The sequence below is a fragment of the Chitinophaga ginsengisoli genome (genome assembly GCF_003014595.1).
Lineage (GTDB): Bacteria > Bacteroidota > Bacteroidia > Chitinophagales > Chitinophagaceae > Chitinophaga > Chitinophaga ginsengisoli.
Genome location: NZ_PYGK01000002.1, coordinates 258,676 through 274,539 on the forward strand (window position 1 = coordinate 258,676; position 15,864 = coordinate 274,539).

A 15,864-nucleotide genomic window follows, 5' to 3' on the forward strand; every position below is an offset into this window, starting at 1 on the left:
GTACTGTTTATTGAAGCGCTTCCATTGGTTCTGCAACAACCGGCGCTGCCGCTACCTGAACGGTATCCAGTCTCACCCAGCTGCTCTGCTGCAGGCTTTTAATAGCAGCGAAACTGGCCCTTGTGGTATTGATGATCTCATCAAACGGGATCAGCGGCGCTCCGCCATTTTTAATGCTACTGATCAAAGCCTGGAACTGCGCTTTATGTCCTTTGTCCAACGTTGTCTTCAGTTTTGAAAATCCCTTGAAGCCGTAGCCGGTGGTTTGTTTATAGTTATCGATGACAGCTGTTCTATCCTGTGAGTAAACTTCGACCCTTTCCTTTTGATAAGCCTTTGATCCGTTTGAAAAATAGTTGATCACACCCGTGGACCCGTTCTCATACTGCAGGAGTATGGAGCCGTTGTCCGTATTCTCCGCCGGATTAACACCCATTGCATTCATACAGACTGCTGTTACCTTACTGCCTGTCAGATAGGTAATGAGATCAATAAAATGGCAAGCCTCTCCTATAATACGGCCGCCTCCTACCTTCATATCGTGCACCCATACATTTGGGGGAACAGCGCCTGCATTCATGGTAGCGATAACATTCATAGGGGTATTTCCCACCAGTTGTTTCACCTTCTGCACATGGGGAGAAAACCGGCGGTTAAACCCTACTGTCAGCGTCACGGAGCCGTCGTAGGCATCAATGATCTGCTCCAGTTCATCTTCATTCAATGCCAGTGGTTTTTCTACAAATACATGTTTGCCCGCTGCCAGGGCCTTCAGCACCATGCCTGCATGTGTGTTATGACGTGTGGTGATCATCACGCCATCCGTTTCGCGGTCTCTCAATATCTCCTGGTAATCCGTTGTGCTGAGTGCTATCTTATATTTCTTAGCCAGCGCTGTACCGGTAATACCGCCCGCACTGGCGATATACTTGATATTTGCTTTGGCCTTCTCCAGCGCCGGCAGCATAGTCATCTTTGTAAAATTGCCTGCACCGATAATGCCCCATACACCTTTCTTCCCCACGAAAGAAGTAGCCGGTACCACATGTACTGTATGCTGCAACGCTGCATCTTCTTTATACACAAGAATAGAGGCAATAGAGCGGCTCCTGCCGATACTGCCATATACGCGGTCATATTCGTCCAACGGTACTCTTTCAGAGATCAATGAAGCCACGTCCAGTCTACGGGAAGAAACCGCCTGTAAAATGGCTTCAAAGTTTCTCTTCTCCGTCCACCTAACAAAAGGCAACGGATAATCTACCCCCCGCTGTTCATATTCTTCATCATACCGTCCCGGTCCATAGGAGCAGGATACCTGGAACGTCAGTTCTTTTTCATAAAATTCAGCCCGGCTGATGTTCAATCCTATTACACCTACCAATATGATCCTTCCGCGTTTGCGACTCATTCTGGCCGCCTGGGAAATGATCTCATCTGTTTTGGCGGAGGCAGTGATGATCACACCGTCCGCACCGCGTCCCTGCGTTTCATCCAGCACAGATTTAACTACGTCTGCACCTTCCGCCGGATTGATACCAATGATGCCCTTCTTCCTCGCCAATGCGATCTTCTCTGCATCCAGGTCAATCCCTATTACCCGGCAGCCATTGGCTAGCAGCAATTCTGCCGTAATCATCCCTATCAGGCCTAATCCCGTCACCACGATGGTCTCTCCCAATGTGGGATTACACAACCGGATCCCCTGCAGACCGATAGAGCCGATCACTGTAAATGCCGCCTCGTCGTCGGATACATTTGCAGGTATCGCCGCTACCAGGTTCTGTGGCACACATACTATCTCCGCATGCGGACCATTAGACGCCACCCTGTCGCCCACTTTAAATTCGCTGACACCCTCGCCTACCGCTATCACCTTTCCCACATTACAATATCCCAGCGGAAGTGGCTGCGCCAGTTTGTTAAATACCGCTTCCAGCGTCGGCATCAGCCCTTCTGTTTTGATCTTGTCCAGCACCTGCTTTACCTTATCAGGTTGTTGCCTGGCTTTCTGCACAAGATTTGCCTTGCCAAATTCTACCAGCATCCTTTCCGTACCAAGTGAAACAAGACTTCTTGTTGTCCTTATCAGTACCTGTCCTTTCGCCACCTGCGGTGCAGGCACTTCTTCCAGGATGGTATCACCTGTCTTGAAGGATTGAATCAGTTGTTTCATATGCTATTTTAAATAGTCTATAATTTCTTTGATCTTATTTTCTACTACGAGTGTTGTTGATTTAAGACGATCGCCTTTCAGTATCTGTTCTATGCTATCTGCTATTGAACGTGGCTCCATGGGATCAAATACCAGGGTCGGATTAACTACTTCAAACACGTACGGCAAATCAGATGCCACAACATCACAACCACATTTCACAGCTTCTATCAACCCTAATCCAAAGCTTTCGCAAAGCGATGGATACACCAGGTACTTATGCTGGCTATACAGATCATAGGCATTTACAAAGCCATGGTTGACCACTTTCAATCCCTCATTCCTGTACTCCTCGATGGTATTGACCAACTCACTGTAATTACCTGTTACCGTTAAATGCAATTCAGGGAACATCCTTTTCTCGGCCAGCATACGCCAGGCCTGCAGCAGGTTCTTATGATTCTTGTGGGTGTTTCCATTGCTGATAAATACAAAAGACTCCTTTCTGCTGCCGTTGCCATCTGACTGCGCCACGTAATAGAATGGCGCCACGATCACTTTGGCGGCCTTTATGCCGCGTTGCAGTAACAGGGCTTTCACGTCATTCGTCTGAACGATGAAATAGTCTGTATTCCCACTTAAGAAAGTGATCAGTTTTCCTTTGATCTTTTTCAGTGTTTTCTCTTTGAAACCATAAGTAGCCGGATAACTCAAAAGCGAAACATTATGGAAATAAGTGTACACCTTCGCTCTTAATCTTACAGTTGGCGGCAGGTTACCAAAGCAAAGTACCTTATCGAATTGCTTACCACGTTGTTTGTAAAACCGGTGCCTTTCTATCAGTGAGCCTTTCATAAAAGTCTTACGGTCATCTGCTATAAACCCGTAATCACCCCGGACCCTGACATCGAACAGATAAAAACAGTCGAGCCCAGCACTGCTGATCTCCGCTACGAGATAATCCAGTAAGACCTTCCCCCCGCTATTATTAATAAACACCGCGTCCAGTAATATCATTTGTCTCTTTTATTTTTAACCGTCAACAAGTGTTCCCCTCTTTTTTCCTTTTCTCCAGGGCGCCAGTGGAGCTGCCCCTTCCTCGTATACACAATGCATGATATCCAGGAAATAATCTGCTGCATGCTCGCCTGAGAGGCATTCAGACCAGCTCCTGATCTTCTCCCGCGCACCTGCAGATACCTTTCCTGCCCTCATCCGCTTATGCATCTCTTCCGACAGGCGATCAATATCTCCTGCCCTGATCACCGTACTGAAATTGTGATCTCCCAGTAATACAGAAGCTCCACAATGATCTGTACAGATCACAGGCGTGCCCTGTTGCAACGCCTCATTGATCACTGCACCCCAGCCCTCTTTCAGTATACTGGGCAGCACAAACAGGTCGTGCTGTCCCATTAATTTTCTGACGGTCACATTATCCTGGAAACCTGAAAAATTCACATTCGATAAGGACAGCTCAGTCGCCAGGTCCTTTAACATGGGCGCCTCCGGGCCATCCCCTATGATGTTCAACTCCCCGGCTCCGCTCTTTATGCCTGACCAGGCCCTGATAAGGGTGTGCACGCCCTTGTTGGGCACCAGTCCCCCTGCATACATCACCCGGAAAGCCCCATACTCATCTGCCGTAACTGGTGGGGTTGCCTGGACAAAATATCCCCATTCGAAAAGCTTGCCCTTTTTATATCCCGCCTTGCTATACACTTCCATTCCTTTACTACCTATGGCCAGAATAAAGTCAAACATCTTTCCATACCGCATCCGGTGATAGATACTACGCAGATACCTCACCTTTCCTTTCAGTCCCAGCCAGCTGTATGGCTCCGCCATAATACCCAGGTTATGCCGGTGACTTGTCAGGTAAGCAAAGGCATTCCGGAAAAGCGGTTCACTGTCGAAACCACTGAAAATATGATAAGTATTTTCGTCTGATGCTGCTACAATATCATTGATCACTGCCTGTTCCGGCGACACTATCAGTTTCACACGGCCCATATCGGGGATGGTCCAGCCCATCTTTTTCCGTTTCTCTTCTATCTCCACTACCGTCACAAGTACTACTTCTACATTCTCTTTCAGTGAAAGACAATGCAGGAAGCATGACTGGTGTACACTCACCATATTCTGCCAGAAAACAAACTTTCTATTCGTAGACATGCGCATAACTATTTTGTCCGGTATGCAATTCAATACGTGATTTTATGTAGTAATCAAACTGAATATTGGCTACACAACACCAAAACAGGCTTGTCATCAATTCGTTGATCCCGATCAGGTAAGACTCTACAAACGCCGTTATCAAAATGCTGATCATGATAAACAGGTAGGTACGCATATATTCCTTCTTGTTTTTAAAGAAGTCCCATGCATACCTCACGCAGTACCACAACAGTATGATGATAAAAATAGCAGCGAATAAGGCCCCCATCATAATACCCAGCCCGAGGTAACCATTATGCGGATTACTGGTGATATTATTGCCACTGAACCGGGGGTCCGTCCAACCATACCTGGCCAGACCATGTCCTCTCATCAGTTGATCCAGGAAGGTTTTCATTCCCCATCCAAATGCATATTCCCTATTACGGAACATGCTTTCCTTCCCGCTGATGCCTGCCATCAACCTGGTGATCGAATTGTTGGAATCCAAATTGCCAAAATAGGAAATGAAATAGGGTAACAACATCAGCAACGGTATTGCCAGTAGAATATATTTATATGTTGGTACCTTTCTCAGATCGGAAAAGAACCACGCTATGACATAAACAACAAGTGCGGCCCTTGACCCGGTCATCAAAATGACATAAGTCAGGTAGATCATCACCGGAATGGCAATGATCTTTTTGAAGAATTTATTCTGAATGATAATTCCAAACGCAATAGCTGCAAGCGTACCTGCACTATTTGCATTCGTAAAACCAAAGCTCAGCCTAAAAGTCTCTGAATCCACTGTCTGTGAAAAAGATCCATAAACCAGGCCCATGATGATCAATATCGTCAATCCCTTTAAACACTTCATCTTATATTCATCTGTATTCAGCGCCATAAACAGTGCAAACATGAGGAATAATAGTGTCTTGGACACCAGGTATACCAGCGATTCGTCTTTCAGGGGATCCAGGAAAATATAATAAACGATCAGCAACAATGTCAACGCAGTAAATAATCTGAACTGGATGAACAGCGAGAACAACTTCTCTCTTTTCAGAAAGAAGAGGAACAGCACCAATCCGGCTATCACAGGTACCAAAAGGATATCCCCATTCAGAAAATTGAGATGGGCATACTTTAATGCAAAGTTCAGGATGATGAATACGATAAAAACAACATTGATCCCGTTCTTCACAAAGTTCCTTATACTCATGCTTTTTCCCATATCTTCAATACGTTGTCATATTTCTTAATAATCTTTGCAGGATTACCTGCTACCACACAATAGTCGGGAACGTCTTTTGTCACCACCGATCCCGCGCCGATGATGGCCCGGTTGCCAATGGTCACACCTCCCAGTATGATAGAACCAATGCCTATCCATACCCCGTTTCCGATCACGATGTCCTTACCAAAACCTTCACCTGCCATTTTTTCTCCTTCGGGGTTTAGTTCATGCGTTCCTGTAACGATCGTCACCCTGGAAGAAATATCACAATCCCTTCCGATCTTAATACGACTATCAATAGCACCCACCAGGAAAGTATCTTCACCAATGAATGTGTTGTCACCTACCTGCAGATCAAACGGGCCCATTACTTTCAGCCCCATGATCCTTACATTCGCACCCAGCCTGGCGCCGGCAAATGCCAGCAGCTTTCTTTTCAGTCCAAACATCCGCGTACCGGGTAAGGCACGGACCATCTTGTTGATCATAAACAATCTGCCAGGGTTCAGGCTCATCTTACAATGTTTTTAATAATAGAATCCAGGTCTACGCTGTTATAGAATGTGGTGGCGTTCGAAGCATACTCACCGTAATCAGAGAATATCTTTCCCATGGTATCCTTCACATCGTCAACACTATTGAAATCTGTACAAAGCCCAGCCCTGTAATGTTCCACCGTATACTTTAACCCCGGTATATCATTACACAACATAGGTTTCGAAAACATCGCGTACTCCCATATCTTATTCGGCGCGCAGTAAATGTTATTCAGGTCAATAAAGTCATACACCACGATACCGATATCTGCCAGCTTCGTGATCTCCAGGTGCAGGGGCGCATCGATGAAAGGAATATGGATAATATTCGGATTGATACGCTTCAGGGTATCTATATAGTCAAAGTCCTTCCCTACTATCAGGAATACGAACTTCGAATCGTCTTCAAAAGTGGCTTTGGCGATGGTATCCAGCCTGCGGTAGTGGGTAATGATACCCTGGTAAAGAATCACCTTCTTCCCCTTGCTGATCTCGTCTTTTACCTGCTGTACCAGCGGACCATTAGACCCATTGATACTAGCTCCCTCCACTGGCTTGAAGTAGGGCTTATTAGGTAATACATAAGGCGTATTCTTCAGTTTCCATCTTACCCGCAGGATGGCAGACCTGTTGTACTCTGCCGTTACGATCTTATCGGCATACTTAGACAGGCGTTTCAGTAAAAAGTTATAGACAGGTACTTCATCATATAGCTCCAGCAGGCACATCACAAACTGGTACCCTTTGAGTTTGTTGCCCAGGCTGACAGCCGTATCTCCTGTGGAGATCCACAAAAGATCATGGGGTGTATCGTCGACGATCTGAAATACCTTCTTCCGGAAGTAATAAACGGATAAGATCTTCGACGTCCCCCTGCTTTGCAGCTGGAGATTCTCTATGGAAAGGTTCCTACATTCTCCCAGTAAAAAAGCCTCACTCTCCTTACTGATGTCACCACAGATCAGCTTTACTTTTTCGTACAGCTTTGACAGCCCAAGCACCACATTCAGTACGGGAGGAACAAACGACGGATTAGCCTTGCATACTATAACAGCCAGCTTGTATGATGTCTCAACTTTCATCTATAATTGGTTAGTTTTATCATTTTACCATTGCAGGTTTTTCATTAAAAGATGTTTGCAACTCAGATACTAAATATTGGTGCAAAGAATCAAACATCGCGTCTGCTTTTCTCCTTAATGATTTCACAGAATCAGAACAATCAAAATCCCTTTCTTCAAACACCCTCATCGCCTGTTTCAGATCGCCCGGCCTGAATGGCATGTCCCACAGCCTGAAACCACTGACCTGTTCCGACAATATTCTCAGCTTCGGTTCAATAGCGATACATACTACAGGTTTATTCAGCACCGACCCCATCACGCCGCCATGATAACGCGCAGTAATGAAACCGTCAAAGCCATCCAGCGTATCCATGAACTGTTCTATACCACTTTTGAAGGGATCCCATTCCAGGCAGGGGTAACCTCCTTCAATGATGATCTTCCGCCATGCCACATCACGGAGCGTCGAAAAAATGATGAACGTGAATTCATAGTCAGCATCCCTGTGTTCTTCGATCATCTTCAGCAATGTTTCCTGGTAGTCATTCCCACCGTTTTCATACCTCCAGTCCCTTACGATCACTCCTATCTGCTTCCGCTTTTTCTCAGTATAGTTGTCTGTCCCATTACGGTGAACAGCTTTGTCGTAATTCAGAAAGCTCGAATAACATATATCCGCGCCCTCGTTCACATCCTGATACCCCCAGTCTTTGCAATAAGACAGGGAGGTAGCATCCCTTACATATAACAGGTCCATTTCTCCCACCAATGTTTTCACCTGCTCTATCCTGTTATTCTCCGGGTTGAACGGACCAAGTCCCAGTCCGAGGCCTACTGATTTCTTTGCAGGCACCGGCTGTGTCCGGGAAAATTTACTTATGATCTTTTTCATCAGTAATCCCGGGTTGTCGGTCAACAACCTCCAGAAGAGTTTCAGATAAAACCCTCCCTTGTTGGAGTCGAATAAAAAGAACTGTGTGCCTCCTCCGTAAATCAATACATCGGCGGCTGTTTTTTTGTTGTCATTCACATCCACATAACCAGACTTCTTCAATAACCGCTGGCAGTAATCACTTGAACTGCCACAAAAATCAACGTTCACACACAGGTTGTTCCTTAAAAAAAAGTTCTCAATAGTACACATCAAAGCATCATCTCCAAAGTTCGCTTCGCCATATGCACCCTTTACAACTACAGATTTTCCCATAGTACAATACATTAACAAACAGGTTTAATAAAGGCCTTCCAGCCAATCAGGCCTTCTTCGAGCACAGGTATATTAGACACACGTCTCTCCGTTCAGCATTCGGTTGATAGATTCTCTGATTGGCGTCGATACTAATAGTTCTTATAACGTGTTTTTATTACTAAGCAGTAAGCCGTTTAAATGTCCTGATCAGTAAAAAAACTATTGCTCCCAAAACAAGCAGTAATATAAATATCCTAAGTGCGATTGCGATCTCCATAAAAATCATCAGCCCAGCTGAAAACAGTATCAGCAGCCATATTGATATACTTTCGAACGACCACACAAAGTCCTTTTCACACAATTTCCTTGAGGTATAAAATGGGATGAACACGAGCGTGTTCAGAAAATAGGCAATAGCGTAGGCACCGGAACGTCCGATGGCGCCATAGGGTTTTAAAAAATACATGCTGACCAACGCCATTACGCCCCACACCACGTTTGTGATCAGGCTCCACCACATGTATCCTCTCGCGGTAAAGTTCCGCGCTATACCCTGACGGTGTGCAACGATGACGGTGGTGAACATCACCAGTACGATGGAGCTCTTTAACATGTCTCCTGCGTAATCACGCCCAAACAGCAGGTTACCCAATTCGGGCACATACATGAAAGGGAGTGATATAAAAATGCCAACAATCCATGGCAGGTAATTGTTGGCCATTTCAAACTTCTTATTTGTATTCTCCAGGTTTTTGACCACATAAGGCAAAAATGCCTGCCCGATCATACCATTGATCACCGTTACTACCAGCATGATATTCAGGGCCGCGTTATAGATACCCAGCTGCTGATAGCCATTCGGCAATTCTACCAGGAATGCATTGCAAAACCAGTTCACCGGCAGTACAAGCCCACCACTCAACACGGCGGGCAGACTATAAGAGAACAACACGTTCAGCTCCTTTGTAAAACCTCTCTCATTGACATTGATGCCATATGCCCCTGCCGCCTTTCTCACCTCCACGAAACCAATAACGCAGATCACGACGGCATTGCTGGCTAGTGCAATAACAGCACCCGCCACGCCAAAGAACAGGGAGAGTGAAATAGCAACGGGAATATTGACCAATCCTCCTATCAGGTTGATACGTGAAATACTTTTGAACTTCTCCAGGCCCAGCAGTATACCATTCTGCACCCCATTTACGGAGTAAAACAGGATAGCCAGTCCGCCAAACTGCAAGTCCCTGATCAGTTCTCTTGATTTCAAAGAAACAGCCGCTAATGGCTCCGCATAAATAAAGATCAGCCCAGCCACCACTATCCCGGTCACCCAGGAAATCAAATAAGACATCCTGATAATACGTCCGGCCTTGATCTTATCTTTCATACTGAACTCAGAAACAAACTTCGTGGCGGTCACACCAAGTCCCAGTCCGGCGAACGTAGAGAACATATCTACCGTAGACCTGATCATACCCAGCTCACCAAAACCCTGTTTCTTCAATATCCTCGCGATGGCCACATATGTCAGGAATATCAGTAACCTTGAGCCGATCGTTCCGATAAAACTCCATATAATACCTGAAGACACTTTCCTGGCCAAGTCTGAGTTCAGGTTTCCCCTGATGAAACCAGTGGCCTTCTGTGGTAAAATACCTGCAACCCTCGATATTAATATGCTGCGGTTCATATTGCCTGCAATTCATTTATATGCGCTACTATCCTCTCACACGATTTGCCATCCCCATAGGGATTTACGGCATTCGACATACTCTCGTATGCCTGCCGGTCGGTCAGAAGACTATCCACGTACTTGTATATCTTCGCCTTGTCTGTTCCTACCAGTGAGACCGTTCCTGCCGCCACCGCTTCAGGACGTTCAGTGGTATACCGCATCACCAGTACCGGTTTTCCCAGTCCCGGCGCCTCTTCCTGGATGCCTCCGCTATCTGTGAGAATAAGATAGCTGCGGTTCATCAGGTAGATAAAAGGCAGGTAGTCCAGCGGCTCAATGATAAACACATTGGGTAAGCGTTCACTCATCAGTACGTCGGCCACCGGCTTCCGTACGTTCGGATTGAGATGTACGGGATAGATAAAGTCAACATCCGTATGTTTTTGTGCCAGTTCTTTGATAGCGCTGCAGATATTCAGGAATCCATCTCCGAAATTCTCGCGGCGGTGTCCTGTTATCAGGATCATTCTTCTGCCGGCACCCCCATTTTTCTGTTGCCATTCATTGATCAGCTCAGCAGAAATACCCATCTTCGCCAGCTCACACTCTGTTTCCTGTTTCAGCACACCGTCGGTCTGTACCCTGTTCAGTACCATGTACAGGGCATCGATCACCGTATTGCCAGTTACATATATCCTGTCTTCCGGTATGCCCTCTTTCAGGAGGTTTTGCCGGGCGGTCTCCGTTGGTGCGAAGTGACAGGTAGCCAATCGCCCGGTTAAGTTCCGGTTCATTTCTTCCGGCCAGGGACTGTAGATATTATGCGTTCTCAGACCAGCCTCCACATGTGCCACGGGGATCTGCTTATAAAAGGCAGCCAGTGCGGCGGCAGTGGATGTAGTTGTATCGCCGTGTACCAGCACCATGTCGGGATTCACCTCATTCAATACACCTCGCATGCCTTCCAGTACCCTGATGGTCACATCCGTCAGGTCCTGCCCCTGCTTCATGATATTCAGATCATAATCGGGCGTGATATCAAATATGCGCAGCACCTGGTCCAGCATCTCACGATGCTGGCCTGTAACACAGACGATCACTTCAAATGCCTCCGGATGGCTCATCAGTCTTTTTACCAGTGGGGCCATTTTTATGGCTTCGGGTCTTGTGCCAAAAACAACCAAAACTTTTTTCTTCGTCATACATGCTTTGCTTTACAACCGTGCATCCACCAGATCCCTGTTCAGACAGGCTTTCGTATCGAAAATGACGCCGTTATTCCTGATGATCTTCTGATAATCCAGCTCCAGGAACTCCTGGTGGGCTACCGCTACGATAATGGCATCATACACCACAGAATTTCTCAACTGTTTGATGATATCCACGCCGTATTCGTGATATACCGCTTCCTCATTGGCCCATGGATCATATATGTCAACATCCAGCCCGAACTGCTCCAGTTCATGGTAGATGTCCACTACTCTTGTATTCCTCACATCAGGACAATTCTCCTTAAAGGTGATACCCAGTATCAGCGCTTTGGAGCCTTTGATCTTATGGTCCTTTTCGATCATCAGTTTCACAACCTTATTGGCTACAAACTGTCCCATCATGTCGTTTACCCTTCTTCCCGACAGGATCACCTGCGGATGATATCCCAACGACTCTGCTTTGTGCGCCAGGTAATAAGGATCCACACCAATACAGTGACCACCTACCAATCCTGGTTTATACTTCAGGAAATTCCATTTGGTGCCTGCCGCTTCAATGACATCATTGGTATCAATGCCAATCCTGTCAAAGATGAGGGCCAGTTCATTGACAAATGAGATATTTACATCGCGCTGTGCGTTCTCAATAGCCTTGGATGCTTCAGCCACCTTGATGCTTGGCGCTTTATGTGTGCCAGCCTTAATGATGGAGCTGTACAGGTCATCCACAACAGTGGCAATCTCAGGCGTAGAGCCGCTGGTCACCTTTTTTATCTTAGTCAGGGTATTGATTTTATCGCCGGGGTTGATCCTTTCGGGAGAATATCCCACGAAGAAATCTTTATTGAACTTTAAGCCGGATACTCTTTCCAGTACAGGCACACAATCTTCTTCTGTACAGCCGGGGTATACTGTAGACTCATAAATCACGATATCGCCCGGCTTCAGGGCTGCACCGATCATTTCTGAAGCCTTCAGCAGTGGTTTCAGATCGGGCGCCTTAAACTGGTCTATAGGCGTGGGAACGGTAACGATGAATGTATTGTACTCCCTCAGCTCTTCCCTGTTAAAAGAAAAGCCCAATCCTTTGCGGGACTTCCCGCTTTTTTCCCTCAGGCGCATTGCTTCCAGTAACTCATCCATATCCGCCTCTTTCGTACGGTCATTTCCTTCACTCAACTCTGCAATACGTTCCTGGTTGATGTCAAATCCCATTACATTGTAATGCTTCCCGAACTCAATTGCCAGGGGCAGTCCAACGTATCCTAACCCTATTATGGCAATGCTGCGTTGTGCTATTTCGGTTTCTGTCTCTGCAGCTATCTGTAGCTGATTTATTTCTTCGACCACATTGTTCATAAAAAACAGATTAAAAAAGATTAGTTAGAAAAAATCCAGTTGATGCACACGCTTATTTTTTAGCAAGCGAGCGTTTTACTTTAGATATCAGGCCATTGGTAGACCGGGGTGTATTTGAATAACCATAGCCATAACCATAGCCATATCCGTAACCGTAGCCGTAACCATAACCACTGCCGATCTTCACGTCGTTCACGATGATATTGATCTTAGGCAGTTTGCCATTGAGATGCAGGTCCCTGGAGAGCAACAGCTGTTGTTTGAAGGTATATCCCTGTCTTACCAGGTATAGCGTTGCATCAGCAAAACGTCCCAGCAGCTGGGCATCCGTTACGAGGCCCACAGGTGCGGTATCTATGATGATATAATCAAAACGTTGTCTCAACTCGCCGAACAATCTCTCGGTAGCAGGCAGCAGCAGCAATTCTGCCGGGTTAGGAGGAATAGGACCGGAAGAAACGATGTAACAGTTCTCATGAAAACCGGAAGGCCTGATGATTTCCTCTAAACTGGTCTTTCCGATCACGTAGGTACTGAAACCTATCTGGTTCACCAATCCCAGCTGCTCTGAGATCTTTGGCTTACGCAGGTCCATTTCCATAAGCACGACCGACTTACCGGAAAGTGCCAGCACAGAGGCGATGTTGGTTGCCACAAAAGATTTTCCCTCGCCGCTCATACTGGAAGTCAGCAGGATGACCTGCCCTTTATCGCCCAGTACAAACTGCAGATTCGTCCTGATAGCGCGGAACTGTTCCACCACTGGCGCAACGGACCCTTTACATACGACTACCAGTTCTTTATGATCTGAGTGTCCTACCTCTGCCAGGATAGGCACTGGGGTATTGTTGACAATATCTTCCCGGCTTCCTACCCTGCGGTTGAAGAGCTCCTTGAGATACAATCCGATGGCAGGAATAGCCACACCTGCCAGCAGGGCAAACAGGTAGATCACCGGTCTCTTGGGGGCAAATGGTGCGGAATCACTCTTGGCCGGGTCGATGATCCTTGCTATTGCCAGGTTAGATGACTTGGAAATGGCCGATTCTTCGCGTTTCTTCAGCAGGAACAGGTATAACTCCTGTTTTACAGCCTGCTGCCTGGAATAGTCCAAAAACACCCTTTCTTTTCCCGGCACCTGTTTGATCTGGCTATTGATACCTCCCATCCGGTTCTTCAGCTGGTTGATGCTGATCACGATACCACTTTTCAGGGAAGCCACATTGGAGCTCAGGTCAGCCCTCAGGGAAGCCAGTTGCTCGTCCATGTTCTTAATAAAAGGATTGGACTCTGTAGTGGTCATCAGGCTACGTTGCCTGTCCAGCTGCAACCCATTATACTTCTCCACAATGGCCAGGAAGGTAGGGTCCTGTACGACCAGTGCGGAGGGTACGATACGTTTATTATTGTTCTGGTCATTGATGTACTGTTCGATAGACTCTACTATGCTCAGTCTCACCTCCTGTTCGGTGAGCTGTTTAGTAAGGTCTTCCGTACCGGATACCAGTACTTTCGCCTGTTCCTGCAGATCGGCCAGGTCGTTTTCCTGTTTGAACTGCTGGATCTGTTTTTCAACGCCCGACAGCTCACTGCTGACCAGCACCAGGCGGTTGTCTACAAACGCGATGGTACTGTCTACGATCCTGTTCTTGTCTTCCACGCTGGCCTGCAGGTATTTTTCGATCAGCTTGTTCAGGATGATCTCTCCCTTCCTGGGTATAGTGGCTTCTATACCGAGATTGATCACACTTACCTGTTTATTGGGTATTTCCACGTTGATCTTCTGCTGGAAGGAGGCTACGGCATTATCAAATGAGGTCACGCTGATGATATACTCTTCATCCACGAGTTCAATCTGCCTGTTCCGGGTGATGGATAACACCCCTTCAGGGAGGTGGACCGTATCGCCCCAGTTCAGCGTCTTTTCTCCATCGCGGGTCCTGAACACGAATTTCTTTTCATCGATCGGCTTCAGGACATACTTCACATTCTTGAGGGTATCTTTCAGGAACATCCAGTTAGCGGTAAAAGGCACATCGATGACTTCCGCTTTTTTAAAGTGACCTTCTACTATATAGGTAACATTCAGTTTCAGATCCCTTACTACCTTTTCAACGATAGATCTTGATTTCAGGATCTCTACCTCATTGTCGACATTACTTTTCGTACTGAACAGTTCCAGCTGGTCCAGTATTTCCTGTCCCTGGATGTCGCCGCCCTTCTTGTCGTCCTTCACCAGGATCTTCGCATTAATATTATACCTGGGCGTTGAATATCTCAGGTATGCCCATGCCATTGCACCGGTCAGTAACAGGCATATTACAAACCAATACCACTTATTGCGGACCTTTTCCAGGATATTCTGTACGTCAAGCGTATTGTCCGGCAAAAGCTCTGCTTCTATCTTATTATTTACAGCACCGTTAATGTGATTCCTACCGCTCATATGATGGGATTAATTAAAATTTAATTTTGGTTGCAAGGACAACTAAAAGAGATAACAGCGACACGGCGATTGTGAAATTCCTTGTCTTTGCAACATCTGTGGATGCAATCTTCGCTTTGTTAGGCTCTACGTATACAACATCTCCCTGGCGTAAATAGAAATAGGGGGAAGTGAACGTTTTGCTATCGTTGATATTAAAACGTACGAACTCTTTCTTATTCCCTGCGTCTCTGATGAGCAGGATATTTTCCCTCTTTCCATAAATGGTAAGATCGCCTGCCATGCCCAGGGCATCGAGCAGACTTACCTTTTCATTGGGCATGATATAAGAAGCCGGTTTTGCCACCTCACCCAGTACGGTGATCTTAAAGTTGACGAACCGGACATTTACGACAGGATCTTTATAATACTCAGCAGCTTTTGTCCTGACTTCGTCGCGTACTGCGTCTGTGGTCTTTCCCTTTACGAATATCTTTCCTATCAGCGGCAGCATAACGTATCCGTCTTTGTCTACCAGGTAACCGCTCATAGACGAAGCTGGAGAAGACGTTGGCGTATTGCCGGCTCCCAGAGGATTTCCATTCACGGGCCAGGTAGTGGTATTCTGCTGGTTGAGCAACGTTGTAGCAGAAGGATCGAGCGTTTGTATATTGACCTGTAAAATATCGTCGGGCTGAATAGTTGGCGTATAAAAGGTCGCCTGATCGATGGACGTCTTTCTTATTGAATCGGGAATATCTTTGAAATAACCAATATTCTTGGGTGTAGAACACGATGAAAAATATAGAGACATTACTCCTGCCATGAGCAAAAGCAGGTAAACTCCAGG

At 46.4% G+C, this 15,864-nt stretch carries 12 protein-coding genes; all 12 read right to left on the reverse strand.

Going from position 1 to position 15,864, the window contains the following annotated elements; genetic code table 11:
* Positions 1-7: 7 nt before the first annotated feature.
* Positions 8-2,176 carry a bi-domain-containing oxidoreductase gene (locus tag CLV42_RS05540; RefSeq protein WP_106600904.1) on the reverse strand — a complete coding sequence of 723 codons (2,169 nt, stop codon included), beginning with the start codon at positions 2,174-2,176 and terminating at the stop codon, positions 8-10.
* A gap of 3 nt (positions 2,177-2,179) precedes the next feature.
* Positions 2,180-3,172, reverse strand: coding sequence for a glycosyltransferase (locus CLV42_RS05545; protein ID WP_106600905.1), 993 nt, complete (start codon positions 3,170-3,172; stop codon positions 2,180-2,182).
* A 15-nt stretch (positions 3,173-3,187) separates the two neighbouring features.
* Positions 3,188-4,330, reverse strand: a complete 1,143-nt coding sequence (locus CLV42_RS05550) for a glycosyltransferase (protein ID WP_170117407.1) — start codon at positions 4,328-4,330, stop codon at positions 3,188-3,190.
* Positions 4,317-5,537, reverse strand: a complete 1,221-nt coding sequence (locus CLV42_RS05555) for an O-antigen ligase family protein (protein WP_106600907.1) — start codon at positions 5,535-5,537, stop codon at positions 4,317-4,319. The genes CLV42_RS05550 and CLV42_RS05555 overlap by 14 nt, the downstream gene beginning before the upstream one ends.
* Positions 5,534-6,067, reverse strand: coding sequence for an acyltransferase (locus tag CLV42_RS05560; protein WP_106600908.1), 534 nt, complete (start codon positions 6,065-6,067; stop codon positions 5,534-5,536). Before CLV42_RS05560 ends, CLV42_RS05555 begins: the two co-directional genes overlap by 4 nt.
* Positions 6,064-7,170, reverse strand: coding sequence for a glycosyltransferase (locus CLV42_RS05565; RefSeq protein WP_106600909.1), 1,107 nt, complete (start codon positions 7,168-7,170; stop codon positions 6,064-6,066). The genes CLV42_RS05560 and CLV42_RS05565 overlap by 4 nt, the downstream gene beginning before the upstream one ends.
* A gap of 19 nt (positions 7,171-7,189) precedes the next feature.
* A complete protein-coding gene (locus tag CLV42_RS05570) occupies positions 7,190-8,359 on the reverse strand; it encodes a polysaccharide pyruvyl transferase family protein (protein WP_170117408.1) in 1,170 nt (389 codons plus the stop codon).
* 160 nt (positions 8,360-8,519) lie between these two features.
* Positions 8,520-10,034 (reverse strand): oligosaccharide flippase family protein, encoded by a 1,515-nt coding sequence (locus tag CLV42_RS05575; protein WP_106600911.1) that lies wholly within the window; start codon positions 10,032-10,034, stop codon positions 8,520-8,522.
* Positions 10,031-11,221, reverse strand: a complete 1,191-nt coding sequence (gene wecB / locus CLV42_RS05580) for a non-hydrolyzing UDP-N-acetylglucosamine 2-epimerase (protein WP_106600912.1) — start codon at positions 11,219-11,221, stop codon at positions 10,031-10,033. Before wecB ends, CLV42_RS05575 begins: the two co-directional genes overlap by 4 nt.
* 12 nt (positions 11,222-11,233) lie before the next feature.
* The gene (locus CLV42_RS05585) at positions 11,234-12,589 is read right to left on the reverse strand and encodes a nucleotide sugar dehydrogenase (RefSeq protein WP_106600913.1); all 1,356 of its coding nucleotides are present in this window, start codon (positions 12,587-12,589) and stop codon (positions 11,234-11,236) included.
* Positions 12,590-12,641: 52 nt separating this feature from the next.
* Entirely contained in the window at positions 12,642-15,035 is a 2,394-nt protein-coding gene (locus tag CLV42_RS05590; RefSeq protein WP_106600914.1) for a GumC family protein, read from the reverse strand.
* 13 nt (positions 15,036-15,048) lie between these two features.
* Complete coding sequence (locus tag CLV42_RS05595; protein WP_245901504.1) at positions 15,049-15,840, reverse strand: polysaccharide biosynthesis/export family protein; 792 nt, start codon at positions 15,838-15,840, stop codon at positions 15,049-15,051.
* Positions 15,841-15,864 lie beyond the last annotated feature (24 nt).

Excerpts from the sequence above, each read along its gene's own strand:
- CLV42_RS05540 (WP_106600904.1), bottom strand. The coding sequence starts at position 2,176 with ATGAAACAACTGATTCAATCCTTCAAGACAGGTGATACCATCCTGGAA.
- CLV42_RS05545 (WP_106600905.1), bottom strand. The coding sequence starts at position 3,172 with ATGATATTACTGGACGCGGTGTTTATTAATAATAGCGGGGGGAAGGTC.
- CLV42_RS05550 (WP_170117407.1), bottom strand. The coding sequence starts at position 4,330 with ATGTCTACGAATAGAAAGTTTGTTTTCTGGCAGAATATGGTGAGTGTA.
- CLV42_RS05555 (WP_106600907.1), bottom strand. The coding sequence starts at position 5,537 with ATGAGTATAAGGAACTTTGTGAAGAACGGGATCAATGTTGTTTTTATC.
- CLV42_RS05560 (WP_106600908.1), bottom strand. The coding sequence starts at position 6,067 with ATGAGCCTGAACCCTGGCAGATTGTTTATGATCAACAAGATGGTCCGT.
- CLV42_RS05565 (WP_106600909.1), bottom strand. The coding sequence starts at position 7,170 with ATGAAAGTTGAGACATCATACAAGCTGGCTGTTATAGTATGCAAGGCT.
- CLV42_RS05570 (WP_170117408.1), bottom strand. The coding sequence starts at position 8,359 with ATGGGAAAATCTGTAGTTGTAAAGGGTGCATATGGCGAAGCGAACTTT.
- CLV42_RS05575 (WP_106600911.1), bottom strand. The coding sequence starts at position 10,034 with ATGAACCGCAGCATATTAATATCGAGGGTTGCAGGTATTTTACCACAG.
- wecB (WP_106600912.1), bottom strand. The coding sequence starts at position 11,221 with ATGACGAAGAAAAAAGTTTTGGTTGTTTTTGGCACAAGACCCGAAGCC.
- CLV42_RS05585 (WP_106600913.1), bottom strand. The coding sequence starts at position 12,589 with ATGAACAATGTGGTCGAAGAAATAAATCAGCTACAGATAGCTGCAGAG.
- CLV42_RS05590 (WP_106600914.1), bottom strand. The coding sequence starts at position 15,035 with ATGAGCGGTAGGAATCACATTAACGGTGCTGTAAATAATAAGATAGAA.
- CLV42_RS05595 (WP_245901504.1), bottom strand. The coding sequence starts at position 15,840 with ATGGCAGGAGTAATGTCTCTATATTTTTCATCGTGTTCTACACCCAAG.